At 71.6% G+C, this 17,674-nt stretch carries 16 protein-coding genes and 3 tRNA genes; 8 read left to right on the forward strand and 11 right to left on the reverse strand.

Annotated elements, in window-relative coordinates:
• Window positions 1-49 precede the first annotated feature (49 nt).
• Together O3W51_RS12925 and gcl are read left to right on the forward strand one after the other, a co-directional pair.
• A complete protein-coding gene (locus tag O3W51_RS12925; RefSeq protein ID WP_138357448.1) occupies window positions 50-796 on the forward strand; it encodes a hypothetical protein in 747 nt (248 codons plus the stop codon).
• A gap of 232 nt (window positions 797-1,028) precedes the next feature.
• Window positions 1,029-2,807 (forward strand): glyoxylate carboligase, encoded by a 1,779-nt coding sequence (gene gcl, locus O3W51_RS12930; protein ID WP_198359279.1) that lies wholly within the window; start codon window positions 1,029-1,031, stop codon window positions 2,805-2,807.
• Between the two features lie 71 nt (window positions 2,808-2,878).
• On the opposite strand, the gene O3W51_RS12935 is transcribed toward gcl, so the two are convergent.
• The gene (locus tag O3W51_RS12935) at window positions 2,879-4,402 is read right to left on the reverse strand and encodes an FAD-dependent oxidoreductase (RefSeq protein ID WP_198359281.1); all 1,524 of its coding nucleotides are present in this window, start codon (window positions 4,400-4,402) and stop codon (window positions 2,879-2,881) included.
• 119 nt (window positions 4,403-4,521) lie between these two features.
• On the opposite strand from O3W51_RS12935, the gene O3W51_RS12940 reads away from it, so the two are divergent.
• The gene (locus O3W51_RS12940; protein ID WP_138357446.1) at window positions 4,522-5,175 is read left to right on the forward strand and encodes a TetR/AcrR family transcriptional regulator; all 654 of its coding nucleotides are present in this window, start codon (window positions 4,522-4,524) and stop codon (window positions 5,173-5,175) included.
• On the opposite strand, the gene O3W51_RS12945 is transcribed toward O3W51_RS12940, so the two are convergent.
• Together O3W51_RS12945 and O3W51_RS12950 are read right to left on the reverse strand one after the other, a co-directional pair.
• Entirely contained in the window at window positions 5,140-6,888 is a 1,749-nt protein-coding gene (locus O3W51_RS12945; RefSeq protein ID WP_138357445.1) for an AMP-binding protein, read from the reverse strand. The two genes, O3W51_RS12940 and O3W51_RS12945, sit on opposite strands and share 36 nt — an antisense overlap.
• Window positions 6,885-8,582, reverse strand: coding sequence for an AMP-binding protein (locus O3W51_RS12950; protein ID WP_269285818.1), 1,698 nt, complete (start codon window positions 8,580-8,582; stop codon window positions 6,885-6,887). The genes O3W51_RS12945 and O3W51_RS12950 overlap by 4 nt, the downstream gene beginning before the upstream one ends.
• A 97-nt stretch (window positions 8,583-8,679) precedes the next feature.
• Between O3W51_RS12950 and O3W51_RS12955 the strand changes: the two genes are divergently transcribed.
• Window positions 8,680-9,546, forward strand: coding sequence for a helix-turn-helix transcriptional regulator (locus tag O3W51_RS12955; RefSeq protein WP_244809497.1), 867 nt, complete (start codon window positions 8,680-8,682; stop codon window positions 9,544-9,546).
• A gap of 20 nt (window positions 9,547-9,566) precedes the next feature.
• Window positions 9,567-10,208 carry a LysE family translocator gene (locus tag O3W51_RS12960; protein WP_138357443.1) on the forward strand — a complete coding sequence of 214 codons (642 nt, stop codon included), beginning with the start codon at window positions 9,567-9,569 and terminating at the stop codon, window positions 10,206-10,208.
• Here the strand turns inward: O3W51_RS12960 and pqqE are convergent.
• From pqqE to pqqA, 5 genes are read right to left on the reverse strand one after another with little or no spacing between them, the layout of a single operon-like run.
• Entirely contained in the window at window positions 10,189-11,361 is a 1,173-nt protein-coding gene (gene pqqE / locus O3W51_RS12965; protein WP_138357442.1) for a pyrroloquinoline quinone biosynthesis protein PqqE, read from the reverse strand. The genes O3W51_RS12960 and pqqE overlap by 20 nt on opposite strands.
• Window positions 11,358-11,630 (reverse strand): pyrroloquinoline quinone biosynthesis peptide chaperone PqqD, encoded by a 273-nt coding sequence (pqqD, locus tag O3W51_RS12970; protein ID WP_138357441.1) that lies wholly within the window; start codon window positions 11,628-11,630, stop codon window positions 11,358-11,360. The genes pqqE and pqqD overlap by 4 nt, the downstream gene beginning before the upstream one ends.
• Entirely contained in the window at window positions 11,627-12,370 is a 744-nt protein-coding gene (gene pqqC / locus O3W51_RS12975) for a pyrroloquinoline-quinone synthase PqqC (RefSeq protein WP_138357440.1), read from the reverse strand. Before pqqC ends, pqqD begins: the two co-directional genes overlap by 4 nt.
• A complete protein-coding gene (pqqB, locus tag O3W51_RS12980; protein ID WP_269285823.1) occupies window positions 12,367-13,260 on the reverse strand; it encodes a pyrroloquinoline quinone biosynthesis protein PqqB in 894 nt (297 codons plus the stop codon). The genes pqqC and pqqB overlap by 4 nt, the downstream gene beginning before the upstream one ends.
• A gap of 10 nt (window positions 13,261-13,270) precedes the next feature.
• The gene (gene pqqA, locus O3W51_RS12985; protein WP_138357438.1) at window positions 13,271-13,402 is read right to left on the reverse strand and encodes a pyrroloquinoline quinone precursor peptide PqqA; all 132 of its coding nucleotides are present in this window, start codon (window positions 13,400-13,402) and stop codon (window positions 13,271-13,273) included.
• 199 nt (window positions 13,403-13,601) lie between these two features.
• On the opposite strand from pqqA, the gene O3W51_RS12990 reads away from it, so the two are divergent.
• The 3 genes from O3W51_RS12990 to O3W51_RS13000 all read left to right on the forward strand — a co-directional run bounded on the left by O3W51_RS12990 (window position 13,602) and on the right by O3W51_RS13000 (window position 17,206).
• Complete coding sequence (locus O3W51_RS12990; protein ID WP_443048279.1) at window positions 13,602-15,203, forward strand: carbohydrate-binding protein; 1,602 nt, start codon at window positions 13,602-13,604, stop codon at window positions 15,201-15,203.
• 183 nt (window positions 15,204-15,386) lie between these two features.
• Complete coding sequence (locus tag O3W51_RS12995; RefSeq protein ID WP_198357939.1) at window positions 15,387-16,613, forward strand: MFS transporter; 1,227 nt, start codon at window positions 15,387-15,389, stop codon at window positions 16,611-16,613.
• A gap of 131 nt (window positions 16,614-16,744) precedes the next feature.
• The gene (locus tag O3W51_RS13000) at window positions 16,745-17,206 is read left to right on the forward strand and encodes a hypothetical protein (RefSeq protein ID WP_138357437.1); all 462 of its coding nucleotides are present in this window, start codon (window positions 16,745-16,747) and stop codon (window positions 17,204-17,206) included.
• A gap of 70 nt (window positions 17,207-17,276) precedes the next feature.
• On the opposite strand, the gene O3W51_RS13005 is transcribed toward O3W51_RS13000, so the two are convergent.
• The 3 genes from O3W51_RS13005 to O3W51_RS13015 form a co-directional block, all read right to left on the reverse strand.
• Window positions 17,277-17,356, reverse strand: a tRNA-Tyr gene (locus O3W51_RS13005).
• A gap of 4 nt (window positions 17,357-17,360) precedes the next feature.
• A tRNA-Ser gene (locus tag O3W51_RS13010) sits at window positions 17,361-17,452 on the reverse strand.
• Between the two features lie 19 nt (window positions 17,453-17,471).
• Window positions 17,472-17,556, reverse strand: a tRNA-Ser gene (locus O3W51_RS13015).
• Window positions 17,557-17,674 lie beyond the last annotated feature (118 nt).

A 17,674-nucleotide genomic window follows, 5' to 3' on the forward strand; every position in this document is an offset into this window, starting at 1 on the left:
GCAAGATGGGGTAACGCCCATTGCCGGAGCCCGCCTTGGAGAACGAACCATGGCAGAGAGTGTGCCCGTGCGCTGCCCGGCCTGCCGCCGCGAGCACGCGTTCAGCACCACCACTTACCCCTGCGCCTGCGGTACGCCGCTGACGCTCCCGCTGCTGCGCGGCGGAGTCCCGCTGGAGATACGGCACCGTTCGTGGGACGACTCCTGGGTGAGCATGCGCTGCCCCGACTGCGGCCGGCAGGACCAGTGGCCGCAGCCCGAGTTCGGCTGCGACTGCGGTTCGGTGATCCGGATGCCGGTCGACACCGCGGCACTCGCTCCTCCCGGCCCGGCCACCGCGGCCCTGCGCCCGCTGTCCGCCGCCCCTTCGCCGCCCGCGGTCCCCGGCCCGCCGCCGCCCGCGCCACGGCCGCCGTTCCGCCCGGTCACCATCCGCACCGCCCGTGACGCGCTCACCGCCGCCGCCCAGTACCTGAAGTGGCTCGGCTTCGCCGGCATACGAGTGGCCGGAGACCACGCCGCCAACGGCATCGATCTGCGCGGCGACGACCTCGTGGCCCAGATCGACCCCACCACCCAGCCCACCGCGCTGCGCGACATCGAGTGCCTGTGGCTCAACTGCCTGAACGAGGACTCCGTCGGCGCCTTCTTCTCCCTGGCCGGCTACGCGCACGACGCGCGGCTGCGCGCCGACCAGTTGGGCGTCCCGCTCTTCGTGATGGATCTGACGGGCACTCCGCAGCCGGTCAACGACGCGGCCGACACGCTCATGCGGACGGGGCCCGTCATCCCCTGACCTCCAGCGACTTCACGCGTACCGAGAGCGGGCTGCCGGATGGCAGCCCGCTCTTCCGCGTCCGGAACAGGTCCGGAACAGGTACTGCCTTGACGGGCGGAAAGCCTCGTTCTAGATTACTTCCATATAGCAGAACTAGACTTCCGCATTACGGAAACTAGCACTACGGAAAACCGGGCGCCCTGGCCTCGCAGCAAGAGCCCACCCCGACAGTCCGACCCAGGAGTACTCGATGCCTCGTATGACTGCCGCCCGTGCGGCCGTGGAGATCCTCAAGCTCGAGGGCGTCACCGACGCGTTCGGTGTGCCGGGCGCCGCGATCAACCCCTTCTACGCCGCGCTCAAGGCCGGCGGGGGCATCGACCACACGCTCGCCCGCCACGTCGAGGGCGCGTCCCACATGGCCGAGGGCTACACCCGTGCCAACCCGGGCAACATCGGTGTCTGCATCGGTACGTCCGGCCCCGCCGGTACCGACATGATCACCGGGCTCTACTCGGCCATCGCGGACTCGATCCCGATCCTCTGCATCACCGGCCAGGCCCCGGTCGCGGTCCTCCACAAGGAGGACTTCCAGGCCGTCGACATCGCCTCGATCGCCAAGCCGGTCACCAAGGCCGCCACCACGGTCCTGGAGGCCGCACAGGTCCCCGGCGTCTTCCAGCAGGCGTTCCACCTGATGCGCTCGGGACGGCCCGGCCCGGTCCTCATCGACCTGCCGATCGACGTCCAGCTCACCGAGATCGAGTTCGACCCCGAGACGTACCAGCCGCTGCCGGTCTACAAGCCGACCGCATCGCGCGCCCAGATCGAGAAGGCGATCTCGCTGCTGCTCGAGTCCGAGCGCCCGCTGATCGTCGCCGGCGGCGGCATCATCAACGCCGACGCCTCCGAGCTGCTGGTCGAGTTCGCCGAGCTGACCGGCACCCCGGTCATCCCCACCCTGATGGGCTGGGGCATCATCGCCGACGACCACCCGCTGAACGCCGGCATGGTCGGCCTGCAGACCTCGCACCGCTACGGCAACGCGACGATGCTCGAGTCGGACTTCGTCCTGGGCATCGGCAACCGCTGGGCCAACCGCCACACCGGCAAGCTGGACGTCTACACCAAGGGCCGCAAGTTCGTCCACGTCGACATCGAGCCCACCCAGATCGGCAAGATCTTCGCGCCGGACTACGGAATCGCGTCGGACGCCAAGGCCGCGCTGGAGCTCTTCGTCGAGGTCGCCAAGGAGCTCAAGGCCGCGGGCAGGCTGCCCGACCGCGCCGAGTGGGCCGCGTCCGCCCAGCACCGCAAGGCCACCCTGCAGCGCCGGACGCACTTCGACAACGTGCCGATCAAGCCGCAGCGCGTCTACGAGGAGATGAACCGCGCCTTCGGCCCGGAGACCCGGTACGTCACCACCATCGGCCTCTCCCAGATCGCCGGCGCGCAGATGCTGCACGTCTACAAGCCGCGGCACTGGATCAACTGCGGCCAGGCCGGCCCGCTCGGCTGGACCATCCCGGCCGCGCTGGGTGTCGCCAAGGCCGACCCCGAAGGCTCGGTCGTCGCGCTCTCCGGCGACTACGACTTCCAGTTCATGCTCGAAGAGCTGGCGGTCGGCGCGCAGCACAAGATCCCGTACGTCCACGTCCTGGTCAACAACGCGTACCTGGGCCTGATCCGCCAGGCGCAGCGCAACCTCGACATCAACTTCCAGGTCAACCTGGAGTTCGAGAACATCAACTCCCCGGAGCTGGGCGTCTACGGCGTCGACCACGTCAAGGTCGTCGAGGGCCTGGGCTGCAAGGCGATCCGGGTCACCGAGCCGGACGAGCTGCTGCCCGCCTTCGAGCTGGCCAAGAAGCTCGCCGCGGAGTACCGCGTCCCGGTGGTCGTCGAGGCGATCCTGGAGCGCATCACCAACATCTCGATGAGCGGCAGCGACATCGCCAGCGTCAACGAGTGGGAAGACATCGCGACCGAGCCGGGCCACGCCCCGACCTCGATCCTGCCGCTCGTCTGATCCCGCTCCACCGACCGCACGACCGCACCCCCGGAGGACGGCCTGGGGTGCGGTCGTGTTCTGTTCCGGCCCTAGGCCGGCGCGCCGAGGTAGTCGTGCACCGCACCGGCGTCACCGGCCGGCGCGGTGAGCGCGATGTGGCCGTCCGGGCGGACCAGCACCAGGGCGTCGCCGGTGACGCCGTACTCGCGGGCCGCGTGCCCCGCGAAGTCGTCCAGGCCCGCCGGGCCCGCACCGATCGAGTAGGTCCACACCGCGTCGCCGTGCCGGTCCGCGCTCTCCCGGAGCGCCGCCGCGCTGCCGGCGCCGAAGCCGAGCAGCGTGAAGTGGGTGCCGCTGAAGATCTCGAAGAGCCGGACGGCGGCACCGTCGGCGTCCCGCAGCGGGGCGTCGGGCGCGCGGTCGCCGGCGCGCAGCGGAGCGTCGTCGGCACGGGCGTCGCGCTCGACGGCCAGCGAGCTCCAGCGGTAGCCCAGCCCCAGGCCGAGGATGTCGGGCGTGACCACGCCCTCCGTCCCACTGCCCGCGGTCCTGATCGAGCGCGAGACCTGGCGCCACAGCTCACCGCTGGTGTCGATGGTCCAGGCGGCGATCGGCAGCCGCTCCTCCTCGTAGGTGTCGAGCAGCCCTTCGCCGGCCCGGCCCGCGGCCACCAGCGCGAGTTTCCAGCCGAGGTTGTAGGCGTCCTGGATACCGGTGTTCATCCCGAGGCCGCCCGCGATGGAGTGCACATGGGCGGCGTCCCCGGCGAGGAGGACCCGGCCGACCCGGAAACGGTCGGCCATCCGCTCGTTGACGCGGTAGGTGGAGATCCAGGCGGGGTTGGTGAGCTTGATGCCGGGGAGCCGCGCGTGCCGGTCGAAGATCCGCTGGAAGCTCTCCAGCGACGCCTCCACCGGGAGCCCCGCCGCGTCCCGCTCGGGGGCCGCCTGGAGCTGGAACACCGAGGTGGCGGGGAGCGGGCAGAGCATGATGCCGCCGTCCTCGTCGATCCACTGGTGCCACAGGTCCTGGCTCAAGCCCTCGGCCTCGACATCACCGATGACCATCAGCTGCTCCGGCAGCGTCCGGCCCCCGAAGGTGACCGGCAGCGCCTTGCGGATCCCGCTGCGGCCGCCGTCGCAGCCCACCAGGTAGGACACCTCGATCCGCTCACCGCCCGCGAACGTGGCGGTCACCGTGTCGCCGGTCTGCTCGAACCCCGTCAGTTCGGTGCCGAACTCGACGCGCACGCCCCACTCGGCGAGCCGGTCCCGCAGCACCCGCTCGACGTTCCACTGCGCGACGAGCAGCCCGCGTACGTACGGGGTGCCGGGCGCCGGGGAGAAGGTCGCGAAGGGATCGGTGTCGGAGACCACCTCGCCGCCCCGGTACTTGCGGAAGTGCAGGTCGTCGCGCCCGATCGCCCGCATGCGGTCGAGAATCCCCATGCCCTCGAAGACCTCCAGGCTGCGCGCGTTGAGCCCCTTGCCCCGGGAACCCGGCTGGGGTCCAGGGGACCTTTCCACGATCCGGACGGAGGTGCCGCGCCGGGCCAGTTCACAGGCCAGCGTCAGCCCGGTCGGTCCCGCTCCCACGATCAGCACGCTGGTCATCCGCTGTCCTCTCATCGAGCTCGTCCGCGTTCGTCTGACGGTGATGCAACCATGACCGGGTTTCATATGCAACCGAGTAACGTTTTTGACTTGATTGCATTTCGGCTACGATGAGCGCCATGGAGAACCGGCCAGGACCAACGGGCGGACTGCGGGAACTGAAGAAGGCCAGGACCCGGCAGGCCATCTCGGACGCCGCCATCGCACTGTTCCTCCGGCACGGCTTCGACCAGGTGCCGGTCGCCGAGATCGCCGCCGCTGCCGAGGTGTCCAAGCCGACGCTCTTCCGGTACTTCCCCACCAAGGAGGATCTGGCGCTGCACCGGTTCGCCGACCACGAGGGCGAGTTCGCCCGGGTGGTGCGCGACCGCCCCGCGGACCAGGCACCGCTCACCGCGCTGCACCGGCACTGCGCGGCGGGCCTCGACGCCCGTGATCCGGTCACCGGGCTCAACGACACCCCAGAGGTGCTGGCGTATCTCGCGCTGCTCTACTCGGCGCCCGGCCTGGTGGCACGGCTGGCGGAGTACACCGTCCGCGACCAGGAGGCGCTGACCGGAGCACTGCGGGAGGCTTCGTCGGCCGCGCCCGGCGACCTGCTGCCCCGCCTCGCGGCGGCGCAGATCATCTCCGTGCGCCAGGTCGTCGCCCTCGCCAACTGGCGGAAGCTGTCGGACGGGCGCAGCGCCGACGAGGTGTATCCCGAGGCGGTCGCGGAGCTCGACCAGGCCTTCGGACTACTGGGGCGGGGCCTCGCCGCCCACTACGGATGACATCTCCCGGATCGCGTCCTCCCGCAGTTCGATCTTGCGGATCTTGCCGCTGACCGTCATCGGGAAGGCGTCCACGAGGCGCAGCCGGCGCGGGATCTTGTAGTGCGCGAGCTGTCCGCGGCAGAAGCCGCCGAGCTCCTCCAGGGTGAGCGGGTCCGCGGGGTCGCGGAGGATGACGCAGGCCAGGATCTCTTCGCCGTACCGCTCGTCCGGCACCCCGACGACCTGCACATCGGCGATCTTGGGGTGGGTGTACAGGAACTCCTCGATCTCCCGCGGATAGACGTTCTCCCCACCGCGGATGATCATGTCCTTGATCCGGCCGACGATGGACAGATAGCCGTCGGGACGCATCACGGCGAGGTCGCCGGTGTGCATCCAGCGCGCGGCGTCGACCGCCTCGGCGGTCCGCTCCGGCTCCTCCCAGTAGCCCAGCATCACCGAATAGCCGCGGGTGCACAGCTCGCCCGCCGTACCGCGCGGCACCGTCGCACCGGTCGCCGGATCGGCGACCTTCACCTCGAGGTGCGGCATGACGCGGCCGACGGTGGCGGTGCGGCGCTCCAGGTCGTCCTCGCGCCGGGTCTGGGTGGAGACGGGCGAGGTCTCCGTCATGCCGTAGGCGATGGACACCTCCGCCATGTGCATCTCGGCGACCACGCGCTTCATCACCTCGACCGGGCAGGGCGATCCGGCCATGATCCCGGTGCGCAGCGAGGACAGGTCGAAGGTCGCGAAGTCCGGCAGGTCCAGTTCGGCGATGAACATCGTCGGCACGCCGTAGAGCGAGGTGCAGCGCTCCCGTTCGACCGCGTGCAGGGTGGCGACCGGGTCGAAGGCGGGGGCCGGGATGACGATGCAGGCGCCGTGGCTGGTGGCGCCCAGATTGCCCATCACCATGCCGAAGCAGTGGTAGAAGGGCACCGGCAGGCACACCCGGTCGTGCTCGGTGTAGCCGATCATCTCGCCGACGAAGTACCCGTTGTTGAGGATGTTGTGGTGCGAGAGCGTCGCGCCCTTGGGGAAGCCGGTGGTGCCCGAGGTGTACTGGATGTTGACCGGGTCGTCGCAACTGTTCGCCGCCTCGCACGCGGCCAGGTGCCCGGCCGGCAGCCGCGCCCCGCCCGCCACCAGTTCGTCCCAGCCCGGGTCGCCGATGTACACGACCTCGCGCAGCAGCGGACAGCCGCCGCGTACCTGCTCCGTCATCGCCCGGTAGTCGCTGGCCTTGTACGCGGTCGAGGCGATCAGCACCCCGATTCCGGCCTGCTGGAGGACGAACTCCAGCTCGTGCACCCGGTAGGCCGGGTTAATGTTGACCATGACGGCGCCGAGCCGCGCGGTCGCGTACTGGACGAGCACCCACTCCGGGCAGTTCACCGCCCAGATGCCGACGCGGTCGCCGCGGGCCACGCCCTTGGCCGCCAGCCCCAGCGCCACCTCGTCGACGGCCCGGCCGAACTCGGTGTAGGTCCAGCGGCGGCCGGTCGGCACGTCGACCAGCGCCTCGCGGCCGGGAAACGCCGCGACGGCCCGGTCCAGGTTGCGGCCGATGGTGTCGCCGAGCAGCGGGGTGCTGCCGGTGCCGCTCGCGTAGGACGGTTCGGCAGAGGATGGTTCGGCAGAGGATGGTTCAGCAGAGGACGGTTCGGCAGAGGACGGTTCGGGCGGCTCGTTCGCGGCCGTCGCTTCGGCCGGTCCTGTCCCGGTCATCGGTGGTCCTCCTCGCGGTACTCGGCACTGCCGTCCCGGGCGGTGGCCTCGCGCAGCTCGATACGGCGGATCTTGCCGGAGACGGTCTTGGGCAGCTCCGCGAACTCCAGGCGGCGGACGCGCTTGTACGGGGCGAGCGCCGCGCGGGAGTGCGCGAAGATCGCCTTCGCGGTCTCCGCGCCCGGCTCCCAGCCGGCGGCGAGCACGATGTACGCCTTCGGTACGGCGAGCCGCAGCGGGTCCGGCGCCGGGACGACGGCGGCCTCGGCGACCGCCTCGTGCTCCAGCAGCACGCTCTCCAGCTCGAACGGGGAGATCTTGTAGTCGGAGGCCTTGAAAACGTCATCGGAGCGGCCGACGTACGTGATGTAGCCGTCGGCGTCCCGCGAACCGATGTCGCCGGTGCGGTAGTAGCCGCCCGCCATCGCCTCCGCGGTGCGCTCCGGGTCACCCGCGTAGCCGGTCATCAGCCCCACCGGGCGGTGCGCGAGGTCCAGGCAGATCTCGCCCTCGTCGCCCGGCTTGCCGGTGACCGGGTCGACGAGCACCACCACGTAGCCGGGGCACGGTCGGCCCATCGAGCCGGTCTTCAGCGGCTGGCCGGGGCTGTTGGCCACCTGCACCGCCGTCTCGGTCTGGCCGAAGCCGTCCCGGATGGTGACGCCCCAGGACCGGCGGACGTGCTCGATGACCTCGGGGTTCAGCGGCTCGCCCGCCGCGACCACCTCGCGCGGCGGGGTGCGCAGCGCGCTCAGGTCCGCCTGGATCAGCATCCGCCACACGGTCGGCGGGGCGCAGAAGCTGGTGACCCCGCAGCGGTCCATCTCCGCCATCAGCCGGGCCGCGTCGAAGCGCGTGTAGTTGTGGATGAACACCGTCGCCTCGGCGTTCCACGGCGCGAAGAGATTGCTCCAGGCGTGCTTGGCCCAGCCCGGCGAGGAGATGTTGAGGTGCACGTCCCCGGGCTGCAGGCCGATCCAGTACATGGTGGCCAGATGCCCGACGGGGTACGAGAGGTGGGTCTGCTCGACGAGCTTGGGCCGGGCGGTGGTGCCGGAGGTGAAGTAGAGCATCAGCGGGTCGGCGGACCGGGTGGGGCCGTCCGGCGCGAACGAGGCGGGGCTCGCGTACGCCTCCTCGTACGGGTGCCAGTCCAGGGCCTCGCCGCCGACGACGATACGGGTGTACTCCCCCGGCACCCCGTCGAACTTGGCGGTGTCCCCGGCCCGCACCACGACATGCCTGGCGCCGCCGCGCTCGATCCGGTCCGCCAGGTCGGCCGGCCCGAGCAGTGGGGTGGCGGGGATGACGACGGCGCGCAGCTTCATGGCGGCGAGCGCGGTCTCCCACAGCTCGACCTGGTTGCCGAGCATCACGACGATCCGGTCACCGGCCCGCACGCCCAGGCCCCTGAGGTGGTTGGCGACACGGTTCGACCGGTCGGCCAGCTCCGCGAAGGAGAAGACGCCTTCGGAGCCGTCCTCCTCCACGATCCACAGCGCGGTTCGGTCGTTGTCCTCGGCGATCCGGTCGAACCAGTCCAGCGCCCAGTTGAAGTACTCGGGCTCCGGCCAGCGGAAGCCCGCGTAGGCCGTCGCGTACTCCTCGCGGTGCCGCAGCAGGAAGTCGCGGGCCGCCCCGAACTCCCCGGTCGGCCCCTCGGTCGCTCCGGTCGTCCCACCGGTCACCGCCATGTGTCCTCCTCAGTGCCTGACCGCTGAGTAGCATCGTCCATCCAGTGACCCGGGTCTCACCACCCCCGGACGGGGGTGTCGGGCTGAAGGAGTGACCGTGACCGAATCCGGCGAAGCCGTTGACGTACGGGCGGCCCTGCTGCGCATGCGGCGGTCCGGCGGACTGCCGGTCGCCTTCGGGGGGCTGCTGTCGGGCGGCCGGCAGCTGCGGATCTCGGAGCTCTCGGGCACGGAGACGTCCGCCCTGCGCACCCTGGCGATCACCCCGGGCAACGGTCTGGGCGGCAAGACCATCGCCATGGCCCGGCCGTTCGCCGTCACCGATTACCACGCGTCGCGGGTGATCAGCCATGAGTACGACCAGGCCGTCGCGGCCGAGGGTCTGCGGTCGGTCCTGGCGGTGCCGGTGGTCGTCCGCAGCAGGGTCCGCGGGGTGCTGTACGGTGCGCTGCGCCAGCCCATGACGCTCGGCGACCGCCCGCTGACGGCCGCCGTGGACGCGGCGCGGGAGCTGGAGCAGTCCCTCGCGGTCCGCGACGAGGCCCACCGGCTGCTGGCCGTCTTCCACCAGCCGGTCTCCGTCGACCCCCGGGCCTGGGAGGAGGTCCGCGAGGCGCACGGCGAGCTGCGCGCCCTCGCCCCGCGGATCACCGACCCCCGGCTGCGGCAGGCGCTGCTGACCGCCTGCGGGCGGATCGCCGCCGCGTCGGGGGCGGCGGGGCGGGACGACGCGGGCCTCGATCCACTGCCGCGACCGGCGGTGCCGGTCCCGCCGCTGGCACCGCGTGAGATCGATGTGCTCGCCGCGGTGTCCTCGGGCGCGACGAACGCGGCCGCCGCGCGGCGGCTTGGACTGCGGCCGGAGACCGTCAAGAGCTATCTGCGCTCCGCGATGCGAAAACTGGGTGCTCACACCCGGCTGGAGGCGGTAGTGTCCGCGCGCCGGGCAGGGATGCTGCCCTGACGGCCACGGAGGTGATGGTGATGGTCCCGACCGACCGCCTGCTGGCCTTCGCCGCGATGTCCCTGCTGCTGGTTCTGATACCGGGCCCCAGCGTGCTGTTCGTCCTCGGCCGGGCCCTCGCGCACGGCCGCCGCACGGCCCTGGAGAGCGTGCTCGGCAACACGGTGGGCTCCTACGTCCTGGTCGTGGCGGTGTCGCTCGGGCTCGGCTCGCTCGTGGCGGGCTCCGCGGCGGTGTTCCTGGCACTGAAGCTGGGCGGCGCCGGGTATCTGGTGTTCCTCGGGGTGAAGGCGCTGCGGCACCGCGGTGACCTGACGATGGAGCAGAACGTCCCCGGCACCGCCGCCCACGGCGGGCTGCGGACCCTGTGGGAGGGGTTCGTGGTCGGTGTGACGAACCCCAAGACAATGGTGTTCTTCGCCGCCGTGCTCCCGCAGTTCGTGGACCAGTCCGCGGGCCGGATCCATCTGCAGCTGCTGATCCTGGGCATGGTGTTCAGCCTGACCGCGCTGGTCTTCGACAGTCTCTGGGCCCTCACCGCCTCCGCCGCCCGCACCTGGTTCGCGCGCTCCCCGCGCCGGCTGGCGGCGATCGGCGGCACCGGCGGGCTGGCGATGATCGGCCTCGGCGTCACGGTCGCGGTCACCGGCCGGACCGACTGACCCCCTCGCGATCGGGCTGTCCCGTCGCCGCCCGCCCGGGATACCGGTAGACGTACGGGAGCGGTCCGTCGGCTCCGCCCTCCCGGGCGAACGCGCGGACCAGGCCGTGGTCCGGGGAGAGACCACAGGCCGGATCCGTGCGGGCGGCGTCGCCCGTCAGGGCGAAGGCCTGGCACCGGCACCCGCCGAAGTCCTCGTCCCGGCGGGAGCAGGAGCGGCAGGTGTCGCTCATCCACGCGGTGCCCCGGTAGCGGTTGAAGGCCGGGGACCGGTCCCAGATCCACTCCAGGGTGTGGTCACGGATGTTCGGCGCGTCCAGGCCGGGCAGCGTGGCGGCGGCCGGGCACGGCAGGACGGTGCCGTCGGGAGAGACGGTCAGTGAGACCGCGCCCCAACCGCCCATACAGGGTTTGGCGACGCCGTCGAAGTAGTCGGGCACCACCCACACCAGGTCGGGGTGGCCGCCGAGCCGGGTACGCCACCGGTCGACCGCGTCCCGCGCGACAGCCAGCTGCTCGTGGGCGGGCAGCAGCGCGGCACGGTTGAGCAGGCCCCACCCGTAGAACTGGGCGTTGGCGAGTTCGATCCGGTCGACACCCCAGGCCAGGCCCAGTTCGACGATGGCGTCCAGGGCGTCCAGGTTGTCGCGGTGCAGAACGACGTTCAGGCCGAGCGGCAGTCCGGCGGCGCGTACCAGCGCGGCCGCCCGTTCCTTCGCGGCGAAGGAGCGTCTGCCGGCGATCCGGTCCGAGGCCGCGGGGTCCGCGTGCTGCACGGACAGCTGGACGCTGCGCAGCCCGGCCGCGGTCAGCGCGCCGAGCCGGGCCTGGTCGAGGCCGGTGCCGCTGGTGACCAACTGCGTGTAGATACCGGCGGATTCGGCGGCGGTGACGATCTCCTCCAGATCGGGCCGCAGCAGCGGCTCGCCGCCGGACAGGTGGGTGTGCACGACGCCGAAGTCACCGGCCTGGCGCATCAGGTCCTGCCAGTCCCCGGTCGCCAGCTCCTGCGAACGGGCCTTCAGTTCCAGGGGGTTGGAGCAGTAAGGGCAGTGCAGCGGACAGGCGTGGGTGAGTTCGGCGAGCAGCGCCCAGGGGCGCGGCACCTCGGGTTCGGACGTCCCGGATCCGGCGGGGACGGCAGGGGTGGTCATCGCAGCCAGCCCTCCGCCCGCAGCCGGTCGAGGAATACGGGTACGTCCGTGGCCACGGGTGCGCCGGGGAAGCATGCGGAGAGTTCACCGACGATCTGCGGAACGCTGTGGCCGCCGTCGCAGAGCCGGACGATGGCGCCCGCCCGGCCGCTCAGCACGACGACCCGCTCGGGCAGCACCAGCAGGTCCGTCGAGCGGACCCGGTCGCGGCGCAGCAGGATGGCGGGGGCCAGGGCGGGACGCCAGTCGTCGCTCGTGGCGGTCGTCATGCGTGGTCCACGGCGTCGAGCAGTGCCCACAGCACATCGCACTTGAAGCCGAGCGCGGCCACCGCGCGCTCCTGGTCGTCCCGGGTGCGGGCCCAGCGCAACACCAGATCGAGCGCCTCCCCGCTGTCCCGGCGGCCCTGTGTGACGCGGGTGCGGAAGTAGTGCAGCCCGTCCGGTTCGATCCAGCGGTAGTGCCGTTCGAAGGCGTCGATGCGGGTGCGCATCAGGTCGGGGGCGGACAGTTCGGTGAGCGAGGCCGCGACGGCTTCGAGCGCTGGGCGCAGCCGGCAGAAGTTGACGTACCCGTCGACCGCGAGGCGTACCCCGGGCAGCACCGTGGCGCCGGAGAGCAGTTCCTCACGGTCGAGTCCCGCGGCCTCGCCGAGGCGGAGCCAGCGTTCGATGCCGCCCTCGCCGTCCCGCGCGCCGTCGTGGTCCTGGATACGGCGCAGCCACATCCGCCGCAGTGCGGGGGTGTCGAACTTCGCCGTGATCAGGGCGTCCTTGACGGGGATGTGCCGCTGGTAGTGGAAGCGGTTGGCGATCCAACGGCGCAACTCGTCCTGGCTGAGCTTTCCTTCGTGCATCCGCAGGTTGAAGGGGTGGCGGTCGTGGTACCGCTCCTCCCCCACCGCGCGCAGCCGTGCCTCGAATGCGGCCGGGCTCCAGGGCCCGGCGTCGATGGCGGAGTCCGTGGGCGTTGCGGGCGGCCCCGCTGCTGTCGTGGGCGCTGACGTCATAGCTCGATCACCATCCCGTCGGAGGCCACCTCGATGCCCAGCCCGGCCAGCAGCTTGTGCTGCGGCGCGGCCGGATCCACGAGGGGGTTGGTGTTGTTGAGGTGGGTGTACAGGCGGCGTCCCGGCAGGCCGGCGAGGCGTTCCGAGGTGCCGTGCGGGCCGTCGATCGGCAGATGTCCCATGCCGGTGGCGGTGCGCTCCGAGATACCGGTGCGGCGGGGCTCCTCGTCGTCCCAGAAGGTGCCGTCGACGATGACGCAGTCGGCTGCGGCGGCGGCCCGCTGGAGAGCGTCGGGCCAGTCGGCGAGGGCGGGGGCGTAGACGGCGGAGGCGCCGGTGGCGCGGTCGCGCAGCCGGAGCGCGACGACCCAGGCGGCGTCGGGAGCACTGTCGGCGGCGTAGCGCGGCCGCTTCCCGGACACCGGGATGGCATCGATGTCCACGTCCGAGCCGGCGGCCAGCGGCTCCGCGCCGGTCCCCAACTCCCGCCATTCCAGAGCGGTGTACGGCGTGAGCACCTCGCCCAGGCGCAGCTTCGTCAGGAGGGCCCGTCGTACGGGCGCGGTCGACACCACCTGCAGTCCGCCGGCCCCACGGAGCCGGGCGAGGCCGAGGGTGTGGTCGAGTTCGGCGTCGGTGAGGACGAGTCCGGCGACCGGCGACTGCCGCGCGCCGGGTCCGGGGCGCAGCTCCGGGCAGTCCTCGATCTGATCGCCGATGTCGGGGGTCGCGTTGACGATGTACCAGCGGCCGGTGGCCGCGCGGACCGCGAGCGACGCGTGGCGGCGGCGCCACCCCGGGTGGCGGCGTGCCCCGGAGCACCCGGGGCACGCGCAGTTCCACTGGGGGACGCCGCCGCCCGCCGCGGTACCGAGTACCCGCAGCAGCACGGCGGCGGACTCAGCGAGTGGCGAGCGAGTAGGCGGTCACTTCGAGCGCGGTCTCGACGACCGTGTACTCGGGCGTACTCCAGACCGCCGGGCTCTCCGGTCGCTCCCCCTGAGCCGGGGTCTGTTCCGTCGTGTCGGCCATGGCTGTGCACCGTCCTTCCTGTCGTGATGTCCTCGCGTGGATAGATCCGATCAGTTGGTGCGCGTGTGACAGCAGTACTGCTACAGCAGGCAGCAGCGCCATCAATCGGAGCGTATTCATCCGATCTGCTATCTGTAAAGGTTCTTGACGATTACTCGGCAGGCTCCTACCTTTCCGGTGCCGACCCGAGGAGGATGCCGTGAGACCGCACCGCCTGCTCTGCTCCGTACTGGCCACCGCGACCATCGCCGCCGCCGGAACGTTCACCGCCCTCGCCCCCGCCGCCCCCGCGCTCGCCCTGGAGAACGGCCTGGCCCGCACGCCACCGATGGGCTTCAACAACTGGAACACCACTCAGTGCAGCGCCACCTTCAACGAGGCGATGGTCAAGGGCGTCGCCGACAGCTTCGTATCGCTCGGCCTCAAGGACGTGGGCTACCAGTACGTCAACATCGACGACTGCTGGGCCGAGAAGACCCGTGACGCGAGCGGCAACCTCGTGCCGGAGCACACCCGCTTCCCGCACGGCATCAAGTCCGTCGCCGACTACGTGCATGCCAAGGGCCTCAAGTTCGGGCTCTACACCAGCGCGGGCACCAAGACCTGCAACGGCACCGGCGGCTTCCCCGGCGGGCTCGGCCACGAGCAGCAGGACGCCGACCTGTTCGCTTCCTGGGGCGTGGACTACCTCAAGTACGACAACTGCAACAACCAGGGCGTCGACGCGCAGCAGCGCTACAAGGCGATGCGCGACGCGCTCAAGAAGTCCGGCCGGCCGATCGTCTACAGCATCTGCGAGTGGGGCCGCACCGACCCCAAGGTGTGGACCTGGGGCGCCGACGTCGGCAACCTCTGGCGCACCACCGGCGACATCAGCGACAACTGGTCGAGCATGATCAGCAGGGTGCACACCAATGACGATCTCGCCGCGTACGCGGGGCCGGGCCACTGGAACGACCCCGACATGCTCGAGGTCGGCAACGGCGGTATGACCGCCACCGAGTACCGCACCCACTTCAGCCTGTGGGCCATGATGTCGGCGCCGCTGCTGATCGGCAGCGATGTCCGCTCGGCGTCGGCCGCCACCCAGGCCATCCTGAAGAACACCGACGTCATCGCCCTGGACCAGGACCCGTTGGGCAAGCAGGCCACCATCGTCTCCGCCACCGGCGGCCTGGCCGTCTACAGCAAGCAGCTCGCCAACGGCGACCGGGCGGTGGCGCTGCTCAACGAGACCGGCGCCACGGCGACGGTCTCCACCACCGCCTCGGCGATCGGCCTCGGCGGCTCGCCCTCGTACACGCTCAAGGACCTCTGGTCCAAGGCCACCCGCTCCACGACCGGCGCGATCAGCGCGTCCGTGCCGTCGCACGCCACCGTCGTCTACCGGGTCTCCCGTGCCGGAACGCAGCCGGACGGCTGGTACCAGGCCGAGGACGCCGCCGTCGCGCAGGGCGCGGTGGAGTCCAACCACACCGGCTACACCGGCACCGGTTTCGTCAACTACGACAACGTGACCGGAAGTTACGTCCAGTGGTCGGTGACCGCCGCGCAGGCGGGGCCCGCCACACTCACGCTCCGCTACGCGAACGGGACGACGACCGGCCGGCCGATGGACATCGCCGTCAACCGCACGGCGGTCTCCACCGGGCATCCGTTCGGCGGGACCGGCGACTGGAACACCTGGCAGAGCGCGTCCCTGACGGTCACCCTCAAGGCCGGCGCGAACACCGTCCGCGCGACCGCGACCACCGCGAACGGCGGACCCAACGTGGACCGGCTGGAACTCACCCAGCCATAACGGTCACGGGACGCTCCGCAGGACCGGACCATGGCGCCCGCCACCGCCTTCCCGCGCGGTGGGCGCCATGGTCCCGGCGCCCGCCGTGCGCTACACTCGCGCGCATGTTCCTCACCTCTCGTGCCTAGGCCGCAGCCCGCCCTTCGCGCCGGCCTGCCCGCCTCTGCCTGAGGAACAAAACCCATGTCTTCGCCACGCCCGGCGGCGTCCTACGCCGCCGTCCTGCGGGTCCCCCATGCCCGCCGCACCTTCGCCGCCGCCCTGTTGGGCCGGCTCTCCTACGGGATCGTCTCCCTCTCCCTGCTGCTCTCGCTCGCCGCGGCGACCGGCTCGTACGCCGTCGCCGGCATGATCACCACGGTCTTCGCCGCGACCAGCGTCGTCCTCGGCCCGGCCCGTGCCGGACTCATCGACCGCTGGGGGGCACGGCGCGCCCTGCCCGCCCTCGCCACCCCGTACGCGGTGGCGCTGACCGCGCTCTGCCTGGCCACCTGGCGGCCGGGTGCCCCGCTCTGGCTGCTCACCTTCCTGTCGGCGGCCGCGGGCACCCTCACCCCGCCGCTCGGCCCGACCATGCGGGCGCTGTGGAGCGCCCTCGTTCCGGACAGGCGCCTGCTGCAGCGGGCGTTCAGCCTGGACACGGTGGCGGAGGAGGGCCTGTTCATGACCGGCCCGCTGATCGCCGTCGCCGTCCGCCCCGCGCTCGGCCTCGCCCTGTCCGCCGGCCTGGTCCTCATCGGCACTCTCGCCCTGGCGGCGTCCCCGGCCGCGAAGCTGCTCACCGCGCGCGAGCCCTCCGTCCCGGCCGCGCGGCTGCGGTCGGCGGGGGTCCGCAAGGCGGCGTACGCGGCGGCCGGGCTCGGCTGCTGCCTGGGCGCCCTGGAGTTGTACGTCGTCGCCTTCACCGACCACCACGACCGCGCCTCCGCCGCCGGCTGGATCCTCGCCGCGCACGCGGCGGGCAGCGCGATCGGTGGGCTCCTCTACGGCCGGATCGCCTGGCGGCGCCCGGCGGCCGGCCGGCTGCCGTATCTGCTCGCCGCCCTCGCCCTGCTCTTCGCCCTCACCGGCGCCGCCCCGACCGTCGTCCTCTTCGCCCTCGGCATCGCCGCCGCCGGCACCGTCGTCTCCCCCACCATGGCGACCGCGTACCTCGCGGCCGACGAACTCGCCCCGCCGGGGACCGCCACCCGCGCCACCGCCTGGGTCAACACGGGTGTCAACGCGGGCTCCTCGCTGGGCTCCGGCACCGCCGGGCTCCTCGTCGACCGGCTGCCGCTACCGCTGTGCTTCCTGCTGGCGGCCGCGCCTCCGCTGCTGCTCGCGCTCGGCGCGTATCCCCGGTCCGGGCGGGACGCTCGGGGCCGGAGCGAGGCGCCGCTCGCGAAGGCTTCCGAAGGCCGGGCGTAGCGGGTCCCGGGCCGATACCTCGCGTGTCCGCCCATACCTCGCCCGCCGCGTACTTCAATCGTCAACTTCCCTATGCCACAGGCATGTTGGCGCTTACTGTGGCCCGCAGTACCAGACGTCAAGGAGCTGCGGTGGGCAAGCGCCAATTAGGACAATATCCCCAGTCCCGGTACACACATCTGCTCTCGTCCGAACGTAACAGCAACTACACACAGCACCGGCCGGCGACCTTCGAGATTCCCGTCGAACGGCCCTCGAAGGGCTGCCAGTCGCGCACCCTCGCCTGTGAGACCTGCCGTACGTCGCTCACGTACACGGTCTTCAGCATCCCCGCGACCAGGGCCCGGCGCTGGGCGTGGCTGCTCACCACGCTGGCGGGCATCGCCTCGATGCTCGTCTCGGTCCTGGCCATCCACCACCTCGGCGGCGAGCACCCCGGCGAGCCCGGCGAGGGCGTCAGCGGACTCCTCACCCTCGGCTCGATCGGCGGCTTCATCGTCGCCGCCATCGGTCTCAGCTTCTGGTGGTACGAGGACGGTGTCCGCGGCCCCGGCCGGCTGATGGGCATCGGCGGCCACACCATCAAACGCTGACGGCGCGCCCCGGCCTCGTAACCGTGGCGCGCCGCAGTGGCGTGCGTCGTTCCGCGTGCGTCGTTCCGGGTGGGCGAAGGAGGATTCGAACCTCCACAGCCGAAGCGGGGGCTTTACAGGCCCTTGGGATCACCGATTCCCAGTTCGCCCGGGACGGAGGAGGTGGGGGTCGAACCCACACGGATGCTTGCGCACCCCAACGGTTTTCGAGACCGCGGCCGGCGCCGCCTTTCGGCTGGCTCCTCCATGAACTGCAGGACGTACGCGGAGAGTGCGCGGATCGAACGCGCGCGGGCTCGCACCCGACTACGGCTTAGCAAGCCGCTGCCTTACCACTCGGCCAACTCTCCCAGCTGCAAGGACACAGCAGACGGGCGGCCACGAAAAAGCCGCCCTGGCGGGAATTCCCGCGGGCGGCCCGGCGACATCCGTCACCGATGACTACGTGGCCTGCCCGGGGCTCCCCTG

The organism is Streptomyces sp. H39-C1, assembly GCF_027158125.1.
Classification (GTDB): Bacteria; Actinomycetota; Actinomycetes; order Streptomycetales; family Streptomycetaceae; genus Actinacidiphila; species Actinacidiphila fildesensis.